We start from the raw sequence: 16,424 nt of genomic DNA on the forward strand, positions 1-16,424 counted from the left end.
GCCGCCTTTTTGTGTGTTGCGGGGCGCGGCACTCTCCATTTATAGTCGCAGTGACCATAAAGGGAGGGGGGTCATGCAGGGCTACGACAAGTACGCCTTCGAGCCGTTCGCCGTGACCGTCGACCTCGCCGTCTTCACCGTGCGCGCGGGCCGCCTGCACGTGCTGCTCGTCGAACGCGGCCAGGAGCCGTACGCGGGCCACTGGGCGCTGCCCGGCGGATTCGTGCTGCCCGATGAGTCGGCCGAGACGGCGGCGGGACGGGAGCTCGCCGAGGAGACCGGCCTCGCGGACAGCGGCGGGCTCCACCTGGAGCAGCTGCGCACCTACAGCGAGCCCGGCCGCGATCCGCGGATGCGCGTCGTCTCCGTCGCCTTCGCGGCGCTCGTCCCCGATCCGCCCGCCGTGCGCGCGGGCAGCGACGCCGCACGCGCGGAGTGGCTCGCGTACGGAACGCAGGGCCCGCTCGCCTTCGACCATGACCGGATCCTCGCCGACGCCCACGACCGCGTCTGCGCCAAGTTCGAGTACACCGGCCTCGCCACGGCCTTCTGCCCGCCCGAGTTCACGCTCGGCGAGCTGCGGCAGGTCTACGAGACCGTGTGGGGCGCCGAGCTCGACCCGGCCAACTTCCGGCGCAAGGCGCTCGGCACCTCCGGCTTCGTCGAGGCGATCCCCGGGGCCGCACGTCTCACGGGCGGCCGCGGCAAACCGGCGGCCCTGTACCGCGCAGGCCCGGCCACCTCCCTGCACCCGCCCCTGCTCCGCCCCACGGCCACCTCCTCGGAAGGACAGCCCTCATGAAGCGTGCCGCCACCGGATCCCTCATAGGCCTCGCCCTCGGGGACGCGCTCGGCTTCCCGACCGAGTTCAACGACGTACCGTCGATCCTCGCCAAGTGCGGGCCCTGGCGGGACATGGAGCTACCCCGGCCCGCGATCGTCACGGACGACACGCAGATGACGCTCGCGCTCGGCCGTGGCCTGCGCACCGCCATGGACCGTGGGCCGCTCGGGCCCAAGCGGATGGAGCGGCCGGTGCGCGAGGAGTTCGTGGAGTGGTACCAGTCGCCGGAGAACAACCGCGCGCCAGGCAACACCTGCCTGCAGGCCTGCTACCTCCTCAAGACCGGCAAGCCCTGGGAGGAGGCGAGCCAGGTGCACTCCAAGGGCTGCGGCGCCAACATGCGTGTCGCGCCCATCGGGCTCGCCCCCGGCCTGAGCGACGAGCAGCGGGCGGGCGCCGCCCAGCTCCAGTCCGCGCTCACCCACGGCCACCCGACGGCGCTCGCCGCCTCGGACCTCACCGCGCACGCCGTGCGCCTCCTCGCCCAGGGCGCCGAGCCGACGGGGCTCGTCGGGCTGCTGCGCTCCTATGCGTACGACAGCCGCGAGACGTACCGCGCGAACTGGCTCGGCGAGCTGTGGACGCGCGGGGGCGATCCGACGCCGGAGGCGTTCATCGCGCGCGGCTGGGACGAGTGCCTGGCCGTCCTCGAACGCCTGGAGGCCGCGCTGAGGCACACCAACCCGGAGACCGACCCCTGCCTGGCCACGGGCGAGGGCTGGATCGCCGAAGAGGCGCTCGCCACGGGGCTGCTGTGCTTCCTGCAGTTCGTGGACGAGCCCCTCACCGCCCTGCGCAGGGCCGCCTGCACCTCGGGCGACTCCGACTCGATCGCCTGCCTGGCAGGCGCGTTCGCGGGCGCCCACCTGGGCGCGGACGCCTGGCCCGCCGAGTGGGCCGAGCGGATCGAGTACCGGGAGGAGCTGCTTGAGCTCGGCGCGCTCTGGGACGGGGGCGCGGGCGCCTAGGCCACCGCCACCGCCGACGCCCGGCGTGCGCGGAACAGGAAGTCCTCGACCCGGCGGCGGTCCGGCTCGGGAGGCAGGGAGGTGCGCGCGGCCGCCGCGTCAGCCTCGTCCGCGAGGCGGTTCATCCAGGACTCGACCTCCGGCCAGGAGACCTCGCCGCGCTTGACCGCGAGCAGCGGCTCGCGCCGGTCGCCGACGTCCAGGGTCAGCTCGCCGGTGCGCAGCAGATCGCGGCAGCTCGTCAGGAGGCGCAGGAGGTGCATCGCGTGCTTCCAGCGGGGCGCGCCGTGCAGACGTACGTCCGCTTCGAGCTTCTTGTGCTGGCCCAGCGCGTAGCCGACGAAGGTGGTGTGGGCGCGGCGGGAGAGGAACGCCCCGCGCAGGGCGAGGAGTTCACGGCCGGTGTCCGTCATGTGTTCCACCAGGGGCGAGTGCAGGCACTCCAGGATGTTCGGATTGGCGCGCAGGGCCAGCTCGCAGAAGCGCTCCAGCTCCCAGCTGAACTGCTCGTCCGCCGGTCCTTCCACGTGCGTGGGCGGCTTCTCGAAGCGCCAGAAGAGCGGGGTCGGGGCCAGGAAGACGCCCCTGCGGTCGGTGTCGCTGCCGTCCGTGGCCAGGCCGAAGGCGCGCGAGCCCATCACGCAGGCGTAGACGGTGTGGTCGCGGACGAGAGCCAGGTCCGGGGCCAGGTTCTTGGCGTCCTTGGCGTCCTTGGGGTCCGTGGCGTCCTTGGGCTGGTGCATGCCGGGAGCGTACGGCCAGGGGCTAGCCGAGGGTGATCGAATTTCCGGTGACCGTGATGTTCTGCGGGGGGAGCGCGCGCGGGGCGGGACCGCCCGCGACCGAGGCGTCCGTCACGCGGTACTTGCTGCCGTGGCAGGCGCAGTTGATCGTGCCGTCCGCGACCTCGCTGACCGTGCAGCCCGAGTGCGTGCAGACCGCCGAGAACGCCTTGAAGTCGCCCTCCTCGGGCTGGGTCACGACGATCTTCTTGTCCTTGATGACCTTCCCGCCACCGACCGGGATGTCGGAGGTCTTGGCCAACTCCTCGGCCTTGGGCGGTGGTTGATCCTGGTCCTTGCCGCCCGACTTCGACGCCGAGGGCGACGCGGACGACGGCTGCGACTTGGGCGGCTCCGGTTCCGCGCCCTCGTCCCCGTACTTGCTGCACCCGGCGGTCAGCGCGACCGCGCCGCCCGCGGCGATGACGGTGCGCCGCGAGGGCCGCGCGCCGCTCATGTCGTCACCCCGAACGTACGGAAGAACCACAGCGCCGACGTCCACCAGACCACCGTGAGGACGACGAACACCAGGCCGCCGATCACGGGAAGCAGCCAGCCGGGCAGCTTCTCCGAGCGCAGCAGCAGCATCTTGGCGCTGAACGCGCCGAAGAAGAAGCAGCCGAGCAGCGAGTGCCACATCACCCGGCTCGAGTACGTCTGGTAGCCCAGCGCGTAGAGGCAGTGGACCGCCACGGGGACCGCCACCAGGAACGCGACCCGGCCCGACCAGCGGTGCAGCGCCGACGACCAGGACGGTCCGGGCAGGCGCCCGTACACCATGAACGCCGAGACGACCTGGACCAGCGCGAAGGCGAACGCCGTCGTGCCGAGCCAGGCCTTGACCGCGCTCGTGCTGCTGAAACCGGCGAGGTTGAAGGCCGTGCCCTCGGGGTCGTGCGTCTTGCCGTACACGCCGAGGCCGACGGCGACCGCCGCGGCGACCAGGGCGGGGACGAGGTAGCGGGCGGGGTGCGGGCGACGGTGGTCGCCCACCGAGGGGGGCGGGCCGAAGCCGCCCTGTGTCGCGGCGTTCGGATCGACGCTCATGGCGGCTCCCTGTTCGGGGCGGAGCGGGTCAGGGCACGACGGGACGGGCGGTGAGTTCGCCGCCGTCGAACGGGACGGTGCCGGTCTCCGGGTCGAGGCGCGGGGCCTTTCGCGGCTTGCCGTCCTCCTTGAGGATCCCGACCTGCCGCCCGTCGGGCAGGACGATCCAGCCGCCGTCGATCTCGGCGCCGCGCACCTCGGTCGTCGCGCGGTACAGGCCCGACGGCTTCTTCGCCCTGGCGGCGGTGAAGTCCCGTGGCTGGTCGTCGATCTCGACCGTGCCGCGGACCGCGTTGTCGGCGAGGGTGCCCTCCAGCTTCGCGCCGTCCTTGCCGGTGAGGCGCATGGAACCGTCGTCCTCGACGTCGCCCTTCAGCCAGGACTCGGCGTCACGGCCGTTGCAGTAGTACGCGATGGCCTTGTCGTCACGGATCGAGAGGGAGACCGCGGCGGCGTCGTCAGCCGTGCGGCCCGCGTACTCGGACTTACCGGCCGGCTTCTTCGGCGGGCTCTTGGACGGGCTCCCGGCGGGTGCGGGCGTGCTCTTGGTGGGCTTCGCGGACGAGGGCGCCGGCGACGCGGCGGCGCCGGGCGAGTCCTGTCCGTACGACGAATTTCCCTCCCCTGTCGTCGCGTTGAGCGACAGCATGAACAGGGCGAGCAGCAGTCCCCCGAGAAGCGTGTAGAGCGGTCCGGAGCGCTTCATGCGGCCTCCCCCGAGGCGTGGCCTTGCCAGACCCTCCATGCAAGCGGACCCGTGTCCCGGCGTCCATAGTTGAACGGCCATCAATCGGGCCAAGTGGCGACAGGGGGCGATTCGGGTGACATTGGCATGGTCTGAGGTCCGCGCCCGATCGAGGCGCCGGCCCGGCCACTCACTCGAAAGGCGCGACCATGGCGGGTAACGATCTGGGAAGCCTTCTCGGCGGTCTCCTCGGCGGCGGTCAGGGCGGTCAGGGCGGTCAAGGCGGCTCGGCCGGTGGCTCCGGAGGCGGCAACGTCCTCGGCTCGCTGCTCGGCGGCCTCCTCGGCGGCGGCGCGGGCGGTGCCGCGGGCGGCCAGGGCGGCTCCGGCGGGGGCAATCCGCTGGGCGGCCTGATGGACATGATCACGAAGTCGGGTCTGGTCAGCCAGGAGCAGCTGGACTCCTGGGTCGGCAAGGGCGACAACCAGCCGCTGAGCCCGGACCAGGTCAAGCAGGCCGTCCCCGACGAGACCCTGGACAAGGTCGCCACCGACGCGGGCGTCAGCCGCGACGAGGCCGCCGACCAGATCGCGCAGCAGCTGCCCCAGGCAGTCGACAAGCTGACTCCGGAGGGCCAGGTCCCCACGGGCTCGCTGGAGGACATCATCAAGGAGCAGAAGCTCTGACCTCACCCCGGTGGGGCACGCGGCGTCCGTCTCGGCAGGCGGGCGCCGCGCACTCGTCCCCGGGGCCCTGACTACCCTTGTCGGTACATCAGTCATACGTACGCGAGCGAGGAGCAGCACTGTGGCGGTACGAGCGGTCCGGGGCGCCGTCCAACTGGAGCGGGACGCCGCCGACCACATGGACGAGCAGGTCGGCGAGCTGCTCACCGCCATCCTCGAGCGGAACGCGCTGACGCAGGAGAACCTGATCAGCATCTGGTTCACCGCGACGCCCGATCTGCACAGCGACTTCCCCGCGGCGGCGGCCCGCAGGCTCGGCATCGTGGACGTCCCGCTGATCTGCGCGCAGGAGCTGCAGATCGAGGGAGCCATGCCGAGGGTCGTCCGCGTCCTCGCGCACATAGAGTCCGAGAAGCCCCGCGCCGAGATCACGCACGTCTACCTCGGCGCCGCGGCCACCCTGCGCAAGGACATCGCCCAGTGAGAACCGCCCTCGTCATCGGCACCGGCCTGATCGGCACCTCCGCCGCCCTGGCCCTGGCCTCGCGCGGTGTGGCCGTGCACCTCGCCGACCACGACCCCGGGCAGGCCCGCACGGCGGCCGCGCTCGGCGCCGGCACCGACGAAGCGCCCGAGGGGCGCGTCGACCTGTGTGTCGTCGCCGTGCCGCCCGCGCACGTCGCGGCGACCCTGGCCGACGTCATGCGGCGCGACGTGGCCCGCGGCTACCTCGACGTGGCGAGCGTCAAGGGCGGCCCGCGCCGGGAGCTGGAGGCCCTCGGCATCGACCTCACCCCGTACATCGGCACGCACCCCATGTCGGGGCGCGAGCGCAGCGGCCCCCTCGCCGCCACCGCCGACCTCTTCGAGGGACGGCCGTGGGTGCTCACGCCGACCCGCGACACCGACACCGAGGTCCTCAACCTCGCCCTGGAGCTCGTCGCCCTCTGCCGTGCCGTGCCGGTCGTCATGGACGCCGACGCGCACGACCGCGCGGTCGCGCTCGTCTCGCACATGCCGCACCTGGTCTCCAGCATGGTCGCCGCGCGCCTGGAGAACGCCGAGGAGACGGCGGTCCGCCTGTGCGGCCAGGGCATCCGTGACGTCACGCGCATCGCCGCCTCCGACCCCCGGATGTGGATCGACATCCTCTCCGCCAACCCCGGCCCCGTCGCCGATCTGCTCTCCGCCGTCGCCACCGATCTCGACGAGACGGTGACGGCGCTGCGGGCCCTGCAGTCGGCGGACGACGCGAAGCGGCGCGAGGGCGCCGCGGGGGTCGAGGGCGTACTGCGGCGCGGCAACGCGGGCCAGGTCCGGGTGCCCGGCAAGCACGGGGCGGCGCCGACGGCGTACGAGATCGTGGCGGTGCTCATCGACGACCAGCCGGGCCAGCTGGCGAAGATCTTCGCCGACGCGGGCCGGGCCGGGGTGAACATCGAGGACGTACGCATCGAGCACGCGACGGGCCAGCAGGCGGGCCTCGTGCAGCTCCTGGTGGAACCGAAGGCGGTCCCGTCCCTGACGGCGGGCCTGCGGGAGCGGGGCTGGTCGATCCGCCAGTAGGCGGGCGCAAACGGCTGCGGCACAATCGGATGCTGGGCAAACGGGTGGGTGGGCGGGAGAAGATCCACCGCGAAGCGGTGGGACAGGGGTAGCCCCCGGGGCAGTAAGAGGCAGCTGCAGAAGCCAGTAACCTTAGGCAGGGCAAGAATGCCGCCCTGCTCCAGCCCTGTGCACACAGAAAGGTGCTCGCACCCCGTGGAAACCGTGGAAACCGCCGGCCCGGCGCCCGCAGCAGTGATCGTCGCCATCGACGGGCCCTCCGGCACGGGCAAGTCGAGCACCTCGAAGGCCGTCGCCGCCCAGCTGGGCCTCAGCTACCTGGACACCGGTGCCCAGTACCGCGCGATCACGTGGTGGATGGTGCACAACGGCATCGAGCTGACGGACCCGACCGCCATCGCCGCGGTCGCGGGCAAGCCCGAGATCATCTCCGGCACCGACCCGCTCGCCCCGACCATCACGGTCGACGGCACGGACGTCGCGGGGCCGATCCGCACCACCGACGTCACCTCGAAGGTCAGCGCCGTCAGCGCCGTCCCCGAGGTGCGCGCCCGCATCACGGAGCTGCAGCGCACCATCGCCGCCTCCGCCGAGAAGGGCATCGTCGTCGAGGGGCGTGACATCGGTACGACCGTCCTGCCCGACGCCGACCTCAAGATCTTCCTGACGGCCTCGCCCGAGGCCCGCGCCGCCCGCCGCAGCGGTGAGCTCAAGGGCGCCGACGTCGCCGCCACGCGTGAGGCGCTCATCAAGCGCGACACCGCCGACTCGAGCCGCAAGACGTCGCCGCTGGCCAAGGCCGACGACGCCGTCGAGGTGGACACCACCGAGCTCACGCTGCAGCAGGTCATCGAGTGCGTCGTCACCCTCGTCGAGGAGAAGCGGGCAGCGAAGTGACCGCGGCGCCGTCGGAACGGGGTGCGGAGGTCGGCCGCCGCATCGGCGTCGGCCTCATGTACGGCCTGTGGAAGCCCCGCGTCCTCGGCGCCTGGAAGGTCCCCGCGACCGGCCCGGTGATCCTGGCCGTGAACCACTCCCACAACGTCGACGGCCCGATGGTGATGGGCACGGCGCCCAGGCCGACCCACTTCCTCATCAAGAAGGAAGCGTTCATCGGGCCCCTGGACCGCTTCCTGCACGGCATCGGGCAGGTGAAGGTGGACCGTGAGATCGCCGACCGCACGGCGATCACCCGGGCCCTCGGCGTGCTCGACGACGGCGGCGTTCTCGGGATCTTCCCCGAGGGCACCCGGGGCGAGGGAGACTTCGCCTCGCTGCGGGCCGGCCTCGCCTACTTCGCCGTACGCAGCGGAGCGCCGATCGTGCCGGTCGCGGTGCTGGGAAGCACGGAGAAGCGCGGACGGTTGATAAAGGGGCTGCCCCCACTGCGCAGCAGGGTCGACGTCGTCTTCGGCGACCCTTTCGAAGCGGGCGACGGCAGCGGACGGCGTACGCGCAAGGCGCTGGACGAGGCGACCGTGCGCATCCAGGAGCGGCTCACCGCACACCTGGAGGACGCCAGGCGCCTGACCGGGCGCTGAGCGAGACTTTCAGTAGTGGCCCGTCGCGAGGCGGTCCACCGATCACGAATACGACAGAGGTACGGACTTCATGAACGACCAGATCCAGCCCGAAGGCTCGGCTGAACACGAGCACGGGGCGCTTGGCGATGCCGAGTACGCGGAGTTCATGGAGCTCGCCGCGGAAGAGGGCTTCGACGCCGAGGACGTCGAAGGCGCGATCGGGGAGGCAGGCCACGGCCCGCTGCCCGTGCTCGCCGTCATCGGACGCCCGAACGTCGGCAAGTCGACCCTCGTCAACCGCATCATCGGCCGCCGCGAAGCCGTCGTCGAGGACCGCCCCGGCGTGACCCGCGACCGCGTGACGTACGAGGCGGAGTGGGCGGGCCGCCGCTTCAAGCTCGTCGACACCGGCGGCTGGGAGCAGGACGTCCTCGGCATCGACGCGTCCGTGGCCGCCCAGGCCGAGTACGCGATCGAGGCGGCCGACGCGGTCGTCTTCGTCGTGGACGCCACGGTCGGCGCCACCGACACGGACGAGGCCGTCGTCCGGCTGCTCCGCAAGTCGGGCAAGCCCGTCGTCCTGTGCGCCAACAAGGTCGACGGCCAGTCCGGCGAGGCCGACGCCACCGCCCTGTGGGCCCTGGGCCTCGGCGAGCCGCACCCCGTCTCCGCGCTGCACGGCCGTGGCACCGGCGACATGCTGGACGCCGTCCTTGACGCGCTGCCCGAGGGACCCGCCACGACCTTCGGCCTCGCGGTCGGCGGTCCGCGCCGCATCGCGCTCATCGGCCGCCCGAACGTCGGCAAGTCGTCCCTGCTCAACAAGGTGGCGAACGAAGACCGCGTGGTCGTCAACGAGGTCGCGGGCACCACGCGTGACCCGGTCGACGAGCTCATCGAGCTCGGCGGCGTCGTCTGGAAGTTCGTGGACACCGCGGGCATCCGCAAGCGCGTCCACCTCCAGCAGGGCGCGGACTACTACGCGTCGCTGCGCACGGCGGCCGCCGTCGAGAAGGCGGAGGTCGCGGTCATCCTGATCGACGCCAGCGAGTCGATCAGCGTCCAGGACCAGCGCATCGTCACCATGGCCGTCGAGGCGGGCCGTGCCATCGTCGTCGCGTTCAACAAGTGGGACGTCCTCGACGAGGAGCGCCGCTACTACCTGGAGCGGGAGATCGAGACCGAGCTCCTCCAGGTCGCGTGGGCCCCGCGCGTCAACGTGTCGGCCGAGACCGGCCGCCACATGGAGAAGCTCGTCCCGGCCATCGAGACGGCCCTCGCGGGCTGGGAGACGCGTGTCCCGACGGGACGGCTCAACGCCTTCCTCGGCGAGCTCGTGGCCTCCCACCCGCACCCGATCCGGGGCGGCAAGCAGCCCCGCATCCTCTTCGGCACGCAGGCGGGCACGAAGCCGCCGCGGTTCGTGCTCTTCTCCTCCGGCTTCATCGAGCACGGCTACCGCCGCTTCGTGGAGCGCAGGCTCCGCGAGGAGTTCGGCTTCGAGGGCACGCCGATCCACATCTCGGTGCGGGTGCGCGAGAAGCGCGGACGCAAGAAGTAGGCCAGGAAGCAAACCAAGAAGTAAGCACGGACGGACCAATGGGCCGGGCCCCGCCTTCATCTCGAAGGCGGGGCCCGGCCCATTGCGTCGTCCGCGGCGCCTCAGAGCCCCCTGCGCGGCCCCGGCGGCAGCGCCGCGGGGAACTGCTGGTGCACGGTGCCGTGCTGCTCGTGGCCGTAGCGGGTGACGTGCAGCTGGCTGAAGGTGTTGTGCCGCGGGTCGTGCCGGTCGCCGACACGGTGTGTGCCGTACGGCGCGCTGCCGAACGACGTGAAGCCCAGATCCTCCTCGCCGGTCCGGTCTCCCGGAAGGGCCTTGAACGACCTGCGGTACTCCGAGTAGAGCGCGTCGTAGATCGGCGTGGCCGAGTGGTCGGCCCCCGTTTCCTGCGCCGAGCGCATGGAGGGGATGGGGGACTGGTATGCCGGCCGGGGGCGGGAGGGGTCGTATGTGTGCACGTATGTGCCAACGACCCCATCCGCGTACGGATGCGGGGGCCGCGCCGCTTTCACGGGGCGCCGGGAGCGTGACCGGCGCAGAAGGGACCCGGGGCGTGGCGGCGGCGCGGCCCGCGGGGGCTCAGGTGCCGGCGAGCGGCATCGCCGCCGCGACCAGACGTCCGTGCCCCGCGGCCTTGTCCAGGGCGCCGCGCAGCAGGTCCTCGCGGGGCTGGCGGCCGATGGAGCCGACCGGCGCCGCGAACAGAAGCACCGTCTGCAGCTTGTTGGCCGCGGCCCGCCAGGCCTCGGTGACCTGGAGCGGGTGGTGGGCCTGCCACCAGGCGACGGGGGAGCCGCCGCCCGCGCCGGGCTGGAGCACGGCGTGCAGCTGGCCCGCGGCGAGCAGCACGGACCAGCCGTGCAGCACCGGGGGTACGCCGTCAAGGGAGGGCACCGGGTGGAAGCCCTGCTCGACCAGGAGCTGCAGGAAGTCGTCGCCGCCGCCGGGCGCGGAGCCGGGGCGCGCGATGGCGCCGGTCGGCTCGACGACGAGCGCGGGCCGCAGCTCGCCCTCGATGAGGACGAGACCGCTGGTCACGCCGAGGACCGCCTGGTCGGGCACTCCCTCGCCGGGAGCGGGGGCGGGGACCCCGGCGAGACCTGTGCCGTCCTCGCCGGTGATCGAGCGGACGGCGCCCTGCAGTTGCTCCTCGGAGACCTGGACGATCTGGGAGGGCAGGCAGGTGGCGTGGGCGAAGGCGAGTACGGCGGTCTCGTCGCCGATGAACAGGACCGTGCTGGTGCGTTCCTGCTCCGTGTCGCCGGGGGTGCGGCAGGAGGTGCAGTCGTAACTGCCCGGGGCGTTCTCTCCGGCGAGCAGCCGGTCGGCTTCTTCGTCGCCGATCTCGGCGCGGACGTCGTCGCCGACGTCGAGCATGCGCGGCACGGGTGGCTCCTCGGAATCGTTGCGTGCGGACCGGGGGTGCCCGGCTCATAAGAAGACAACGGGCGATCAGTGGCGCAAGTCACGCGCGAAGGCGAACGGAATCGAACCATCCGCAGCGGAGGGTGAGTTGCCCGACGGAATCCGTCACTCCGCGCCAACGTCTTCTGCGTACAGGCAAGTTGGGCCGGTGAGCTGGGTCACAGATCGCCGTGGCGACAGGTCGACAAATACTGAAATCAGGGAATTAAGTGGCTGGCTTGAATTGGCTGATACCCCGGGTAACAGTCAACTGGCCTGGAATGACAAGGAGTTGGTTGATATCGGGGCGAGCGGGCGCCTAGATTCCACCGCCGTGTGCAGCGAGCACCGCTCGGGTACGTCCGCCGGCCGCACCAGCAGCCAGCTCGAGCACCACGGCACGAACGTGCCGAACTCCGGCGGACGGGGTGGGTGGGCCTCCGGCGTCAGATGCGCGAGGAGGTCCGGGACACCTGGGGGATCCCGGGTCCTTCGAGAGGGATATTCATGTCCGCACGTCCCAAGTGCATTCGCAGGACAGCAGTGATCGGCGGAGCGGCGTTGCTCGCCCCGCTGGGACTGCTCACCGCCACCGGCCAGGCCGGAGCGGCGGACAGCGGAGTGTGGGATCGCATCGCTCAGTGCGAGAGCGGCGGAAACTGGAGCATCAACACCGGGAACGGCTACTACGGAGGACTGCAGTTCTCCGCGTCCACCTGGCGCGCGTACGGCGGAGGAGCCTATGCGGCGACCGCCGACCAGGCGTCCAAGGGGCAGCAGATCGCTGTCGCCACGAAGGTCCAGCGTGCCCAGGGGTGGGGCGCCTGGCCCAGTTGTTCGGCTCGGGCGGGTGCGTCCGGCAGCGCACCGGGGGCGGCAGCCGCTCCTGCGGCCCCCAAGGCCCCCAAGGCGGCCGAGGCTCCCAAGGCCGTCAAGCAGCAGCCCGCGGCGCCGCGGAAGCGTACGCCGAGTCGTGTCGACCGGGGTTCCGGGCGCGGTGACTACACCGTTCGGCAGGGGGACACCCTGAGCCGGATCGCGGCGGCGCACGGCGGCATCAGCTGGCAGAAGGTGTACTCCGCCAACAAGGCCGTCATCGGCGGGGACCCGAATGCGATCCTGCCCGGGCAGCGGCTCGATCTCTGAGTTCCGCCCTTCAGGGGCGTGGCCCTGCTCGGTCGGCCGACCGGGTGGGGCCACGCCCGTGGCGGCGCGGCACGGCCTCGCGCCGGGGTCGCGGTGCCTAGCGTGGGCGGATGTATCCGATGCCGATCAAGAGTCTTCGGTCGCTGTGGCCCGCTGGTCTGGTCGTCGCCGCGGTCTCCTCGCTTCTCTCCTCGCTGCTGCTCCCGGTGTCCGCGCCGGCGGCCGTCGCCGCTCCGCCGCCGCCCCTGCCGGGGCCCGGTGCCGCCGCGGCGGCGTACGACTGCTCACGCACCGAGGGGCCCTGGAACTGCCTCGCCCAGTGCGAGAGCAGTGGCCGGTGGCATGTGAACACCGGGAACGGCTTCTACGGAGGGCTGCAGTTCTACCAGCCCACCTGGGAGGAGCACGGCGGGCTCAAGTACGCGCCGCGTGCCGACCTCGCCACCAAGAAGGAGCAGATCAAGGTCGCCGAGGAGGTGCTGCGTACCCAGGGGTGGAAGGCCTGGCCCGTGTGCTCGAAGAAGATCCCGAAGGAGATTCGGGAGGGTCGTGTCGTCGTGCATGTGGTGAAGGCGGGGGAGACGTTGAGTTCCATCGCCCGGAAGTACAAGGTGCGGGGCGGATGGCAAGCGCTGTATCAAGCCAACAAGAAGGCTGTGGGGAGTCGGCCTGATGAGCTGGATGTCGGCACCAAGCTGGTCATCCTGAAGAAGGTCGGCCAGACCGCCACCGGCGGTTGATCTCTGTCGCCTCACCGCTGAACACGACCGCGCCACGGCGCAGTTCGTGCACCACCACTGCCGTCCGGCTCGCGTGTTCGCGCAGGCCGGGCGGCAGTCGCTGTTCGGCGGTCAGGACGCAGGCGTGTGCGCTCAGGCCGACGAGTAGGTCGTACGTTCGGGACGCGACGGTGGGGGACATGCCCTGGGTGGGTTCGTCGATCAGGATCACCCGGGCGTGGGCCGTCAGGACGGCGCGGGAGAGGGCGAGCATGCGTTGCTCGCCGCCGGAGAGGGTGCCTGCGCGGCGGAGGAGGAGGGGGCGTAGTTCGGGGTAGGTGGTCAGGGCTGGGGTGATGTCTGCTCTGGGTGTGGGTGTGGGTGTGGGTGTGGATTGGGTTTTGGGGTGGGGGTTTGGGGCTGGGGTCGATAGCTCTAGGTTTTCCGCCACTGTGAGGTGGCCGAACACCGCTTGTCCGTCCGGTACGAAGCACAGGCCCTGTTGTGCGCGTTCGTGTGCGGTGAGCCGGGTGACGTCCGTTCCGTCCCAGGTGACGGTGCCGGTGGTGAGGGGGGCCGTGCCGGCCAGGGCGCGCAGTGCCGTGGTGCGGCCCGAGCCGTTGCGGCCCAGGAGGACCGTGAGGCAGGGGGACGGGGCGGCGAGGGTCACGCCGTGCAGCGCTTCCAGGGGGCCGTAGCGGACGCGGGCGTCGCGGAGTTCGATGCCGGTTCTCATGGGGCCGCCCTGTGGAGTACCTCGGTCGGCGGGCCCGAGGTGATGATGCGGCCCGCTGCCATGACGTGCACGGTGTCGGCGAGGTGCGCGACCAGGTCGATGTCGTGCTCGACCACCAGGAGTGCCATGCCGTCTGCCGCCAGGGCCCGCAGGATGCGGGCCAGTGCGGCGACTTCGGCGGTGTCCAGGCCTGCTGCGGGCTCGTCCAGGAGGAGGGTGTGGGGCCTGCCTGCGAGGGCTCGGGCGAGTTCTACGCGTCTGAGGGTGCCGGTGGGGAGGTCTGCGGCGGGGTGGTGGCGGGTGTCGTGGTCGTGGAGGGAGAGGAGGCGGAGGGCCTGGGTGGTGGTCTCGGTTCCAGGGCTGTGGGCGCGAGCCTGTTCCGCGCCCACTTGGACGTTTTCCGTGATGGTCAGTGACGGGAAGACCGCCAGTTGCTGGAACGTGCGGGCCACGCCCAGGCGGGTCCGGGCGTGGGCGGGGGTGCGGGTGATGTCGTGGCCGTCGTAGGTGATCTGGCCCTTGTCGGGGCGGAGGGTGCCGGCGAGGCAGTGGAAGAGGGTGCTTTTGCCTGCGCCGTTGGGGCCTACTACGGCGGTGATGTGGCCGGGGGGCACGGAGAGGTCCACGCCGTCGAGGGCGGTGAAGCCGTCGTAGGTGGCGGTGATTCCGTGAGCCGCCAGGGGGTGGTGCGGGGCTTCGCGGCGGGGGCGGCTCGGGGGCGGGGCCGCATCGGTATGTCCGTCCTCGCCATCGTCCGGTGGCCGCGGGGCTGCTTCGGCTCCGGAGCGCCGAGAACCGTGCTCCGGGCGGACATACCGAACCGTCCCCTCGGGCCGCGATGGCGTCTGCGACCCGGTGAGACTTCCGCTGCGGGGCAAACGGGCGGGTGGGAGGGAAGGCTTGTTCGTCGAGGTGGGGCTGCCGGGTGATCGGGTGGTGAGGGTCAGAGCGCTGCGGGCTCGGTGGCCCAGGGGGGTCAGGGAAAGGCGGCGGCTCCACCCGGCGGCAGCCGGCACGCGGCCGGTCAGCACCGCGAGGATGCCGATCAAGGCCGCCGCCACGCCGCCCCGCGCCCCCGCGTCAAGCCCCACCAGCAGCGCCGCCGCGACGAGCGCCCCCAGAAGGCTGTCCGCGCCGAGGACCACCACCGCCGCGAACCAGAGGAGCCCGCGCACGGGGTCGTACGCGGCGGGGTCGAAGGCCCGTAGGCCCATGCCCAGCATCCCGCCCCCCAGGGCGGCCAGCGCCGCACCGGCCACGAAGGCCGTGAGCTTCAGGGTGCGCACCGGCACGCCCGCGGCCGCCGCCCCCGCCTCGTGGTCCCGCATCGCGGCCAGCGCCCGCCCGATCCGGCCCCGGCGCATGCTGAAGGAGAAGAGCAACGCCGCGGCGAGCAGGGCCAGTTCCAGGACGTAGTACGCGCGGTCGCTGTCGAAGCCCGCGGGGCGGTCCAGGGTGAGGCCCGACGTCGCGTACGGCTGGGCGAAGACGAAGCGGCTGACGCCGACGCCGACCGCGAACGTCGCGAGGGCGAGCGCCAGGCCGCGGCGGCTGATCGCGGGCCAGCCGGTGAGGAGGCCGAGAGGGGCCACCAGGAGGACGGCCACGGCCAGGGCGGGGAGGTGCGGGAGCTCGGGCAGGCCCGGGAAGCGGCCCGCCGTGAGCAGGGCGGTGAAGAGCGCGCCCAGGCCCGCGTACGCCGCCTGGCCGAGCGAGATCTGGCCGCCTCTGCCGGTGACGATCACCAGGGAGAGGAGGATCACCGCCAGGGCCGGGACCTGGACCGAGGTCGTCAGGTCCGAGCCCGCGAAGCCCAGCGGGATGAGGAAGAGGACCGCCGCCACTATCCACGCGCCCGGAGGCGTCGGGAAGCGCGCCGTGACCGTGCGGGGGAGCGTGTTCTGCGAGCCGATGCCCGGGAGCACCAGGGCCGCTACGAGGAGGGCCACCACGAAGAGGTTGGCCCCCAGGGCCTGGACGAGTGGTTCCGCCCAGCCCGATGGGTGCAGGCGGGTCAGCTGGCTCTGGGCCACCCCGAGGCCGAGAGCCACGATCACCGCGATGAACAGGCTCCGCATGCGGGCCGCCACCGCTACCGCCACCACCTCCATGACCAGGAGCGGCATGCCGTACGGGTCGAGGCGTACGAAAGGGGCGAGCAGCGCGCCGGTCAGACCTGCCGTGAACGCGCCGAACGCCCACCCCGCGGATGCCACCCGGTCCGCGTCGATGCCGCTGAGGACCGCGAGGGGGCGGTTGTCGACCACGGCCCGCAGTTCGCTGCCGAAGCGGGTCCAGCGGGTGATCGCCCAGACCGCGGTGGCGAGGGCGATCGTCACGGCCAGTGGGGTCCAGGGATCCGCCGACATGAGGGTGGGGGCGTCCGACTTGGCTCCTGGGCCCCAGATCAGGGCGGCGCCTCCGACCAGGAGGATGAAGACGCCGATGGACGCCACCAGGGTCTGGGCCGGGTCGCTGCCCAGGATGGACAGGGGCCGGAAGACCGCCTTCTCCAGGAGCAGGCCGATGGCCGGGGCGACGAGGAGGAGCGTGACCGCCGTGGCGAGCGGAAGGGGCCAGTGCCACTCCACCGTCAGTTCGCGCAGGACGTACGCGCAGACCATCGCGATCGCGCCGTGCGCGAAGTTGAGGACGCCGGTCGCGCGGTACGTGACGATCAGGCCGATGCCGGTGAGGGCCGCCGCGCTGCCGACCGCGAGCCCGGCCAGCGTCAGGTCGTAGCTCAGGGAGGCCACC

Annotated in this window: 18 protein-coding genes; 10 read left to right on the top strand and 8 right to left on the bottom strand. The window is 72.1% G+C overall.

Translation table 11 applies throughout. The features are described from left to right. Positions 1-73: 73 nt before the first annotated feature. Both AC07AG_RS30900 and AC07AG_RS30905 read left to right on the top strand, forming a co-directional pair. Complete coding sequence (locus tag AC07AG_RS30900; RefSeq protein WP_478759430.1) at positions 74-802, top strand: NUDIX hydrolase; 729 nt, start codon at positions 74-76, stop codon at positions 800-802. Then, complete coding sequence (locus tag AC07AG_RS30905; protein ID WP_478759431.1) at positions 799-1,812, top strand: ADP-ribosylglycohydrolase family protein; 1,014 nt, start codon at positions 799-801, stop codon at positions 1,810-1,812. The genes AC07AG_RS30900 and AC07AG_RS30905 overlap by 4 nt, the downstream gene beginning before the upstream one ends. Here AC07AG_RS30905 and AC07AG_RS30910 read toward each other — a convergent pair. From AC07AG_RS30910 to AC07AG_RS30925, 4 genes are read right to left on the bottom strand one after another with little or no spacing between them, the layout of a single operon-like run. Further along, complete coding sequence (locus tag AC07AG_RS30910; RefSeq protein WP_478759432.1) at positions 1,809-2,555, bottom strand: nucleotidyltransferase domain-containing protein; 747 nt, start codon at positions 2,553-2,555, stop codon at positions 1,809-1,811. The two genes, AC07AG_RS30905 and AC07AG_RS30910, sit on opposite strands and share 4 nt — an antisense overlap. 22 nt (positions 2,556-2,577) lie before the next feature. Beyond that, positions 2,578-3,051, bottom strand: coding sequence for a Rieske (2Fe-2S) protein (locus AC07AG_RS30915; RefSeq protein ID WP_478759433.1), 474 nt, complete (start codon positions 3,049-3,051; stop codon positions 2,578-2,580). Then, positions 3,048-3,641 carry a DUF6529 family protein gene (locus tag AC07AG_RS30920; RefSeq protein ID WP_478759434.1) on the bottom strand — a complete coding sequence of 198 codons (594 nt, stop codon included), beginning with the start codon at positions 3,639-3,641 and terminating at the stop codon, positions 3,048-3,050. Before AC07AG_RS30920 ends, AC07AG_RS30915 begins: the two co-directional genes overlap by 4 nt. Before the next feature lie 28 nt (positions 3,642-3,669). After that, a complete protein-coding gene (locus AC07AG_RS30925; protein ID WP_478759435.1) occupies positions 3,670-4,347 on the bottom strand; it encodes a hypothetical protein in 678 nt (225 codons plus the stop codon). 188 nt (positions 4,348-4,535) lie between these two features. Between AC07AG_RS30925 and AC07AG_RS30930 the strand changes: the two genes are divergently transcribed. The 6 genes from AC07AG_RS30930 to der all read left to right on the top strand — a co-directional run bounded on the left by AC07AG_RS30930 (position 4,536) and on the right by der (position 9,662). Beyond that, on the top strand, positions 4,536-5,012 hold the full coding sequence (locus AC07AG_RS30930) for a YidB family protein (RefSeq protein ID WP_478759436.1): 477 nt from the start codon (positions 4,536-4,538) through the stop codon (positions 5,010-5,012). A gap of 121 nt (positions 5,013-5,133) precedes the next feature. After that, on the top strand, positions 5,134-5,496 hold the full coding sequence (aroH, locus tag AC07AG_RS30935) for a chorismate mutase (RefSeq protein WP_249590804.1): 363 nt from the start codon (positions 5,134-5,136) through the stop codon (positions 5,494-5,496). Then, positions 5,493-6,578 carry a prephenate dehydrogenase gene (locus AC07AG_RS30940; RefSeq protein WP_478759437.1) on the top strand — a complete coding sequence of 362 codons (1,086 nt, stop codon included), beginning with the start codon at positions 5,493-5,495 and terminating at the stop codon, positions 6,576-6,578. Before aroH ends, AC07AG_RS30940 begins: the two co-directional genes overlap by 4 nt. 195 nt (positions 6,579-6,773) lie before the next feature. Further along, the gene (gene cmk, locus AC07AG_RS30945) at positions 6,774-7,475 is read left to right on the top strand and encodes a (d)CMP kinase (protein ID WP_249590806.1); all 702 of its coding nucleotides are present in this window, start codon (positions 6,774-6,776) and stop codon (positions 7,473-7,475) included. Continuing rightward, positions 7,433-8,119, top strand: coding sequence for a lysophospholipid acyltransferase family protein (locus AC07AG_RS30950; RefSeq protein ID WP_478759438.1), 687 nt, complete (start codon positions 7,433-7,435; stop codon positions 8,117-8,119). The genes cmk and AC07AG_RS30950 overlap by 43 nt, the downstream gene beginning before the upstream one ends. Before the next feature lie 70 nt (positions 8,120-8,189). Then, positions 8,190-9,662 carry a ribosome biogenesis GTPase Der gene (gene der / locus AC07AG_RS30955; RefSeq protein WP_478759439.1) on the top strand — a complete coding sequence of 491 codons (1,473 nt, stop codon included), beginning with the start codon at positions 8,190-8,192 and terminating at the stop codon, positions 9,660-9,662. Between the two features lie 101 nt (positions 9,663-9,763). On the opposite strand, the gene AC07AG_RS30960 is transcribed toward der, so the two are convergent. Then, positions 9,764-10,063 (bottom strand): hypothetical protein, encoded by a 300-nt coding sequence (locus AC07AG_RS30960; protein ID WP_478759440.1) that lies wholly within the window; start codon positions 10,061-10,063, stop codon positions 9,764-9,766. A 178-nt stretch (positions 10,064-10,241) separates the two neighbouring features. Next, positions 10,242-11,048, bottom strand: a complete 807-nt coding sequence (locus tag AC07AG_RS30965) for a hypothetical protein (RefSeq protein WP_478759441.1) — start codon at positions 11,046-11,048, stop codon at positions 10,242-10,244. Between the two features lie 525 nt (positions 11,049-11,573). On the opposite strand from AC07AG_RS30965, the gene AC07AG_RS30970 reads away from it, so the two are divergent. After that, positions 11,574-12,212 carry a transglycosylase family protein gene (locus AC07AG_RS30970; protein ID WP_478759442.1) on the top strand — a complete coding sequence of 213 codons (639 nt, stop codon included), beginning with the start codon at positions 11,574-11,576 and terminating at the stop codon, positions 12,210-12,212. A gap of 119 nt (positions 12,213-12,331) precedes the next feature. After that, a complete protein-coding gene (locus tag AC07AG_RS30975) occupies positions 12,332-12,952 on the top strand; it encodes a LysM peptidoglycan-binding domain-containing protein (protein WP_478759443.1) in 621 nt (206 codons plus the stop codon). Here AC07AG_RS30975 and AC07AG_RS30980 read toward each other — a convergent pair. Both AC07AG_RS30980 and AC07AG_RS30985 read right to left on the bottom strand, forming a co-directional pair. Then, positions 12,912-13,667 (bottom strand): ATP-binding cassette domain-containing protein, encoded by a 756-nt coding sequence (locus tag AC07AG_RS30980; RefSeq protein WP_478759444.1) that lies wholly within the window; start codon positions 13,665-13,667, stop codon positions 12,912-12,914. The genes AC07AG_RS30975 and AC07AG_RS30980 overlap by 41 nt on opposite strands. Beyond that, positions 13,664-16,423, bottom strand: a complete 2,760-nt coding sequence (locus AC07AG_RS30985; RefSeq protein ID WP_478759445.1) for an ABC transporter permease subunit — start codon at positions 16,421-16,423, stop codon at positions 13,664-13,666. The genes AC07AG_RS30980 and AC07AG_RS30985 overlap by 4 nt, the downstream gene beginning before the upstream one ends. Position 16,424 lies beyond the last annotated feature (1 nt).

The sequence above is a fragment of the Streptomyces sp. NPDC044044 genome (assembly GCF_056434405.1).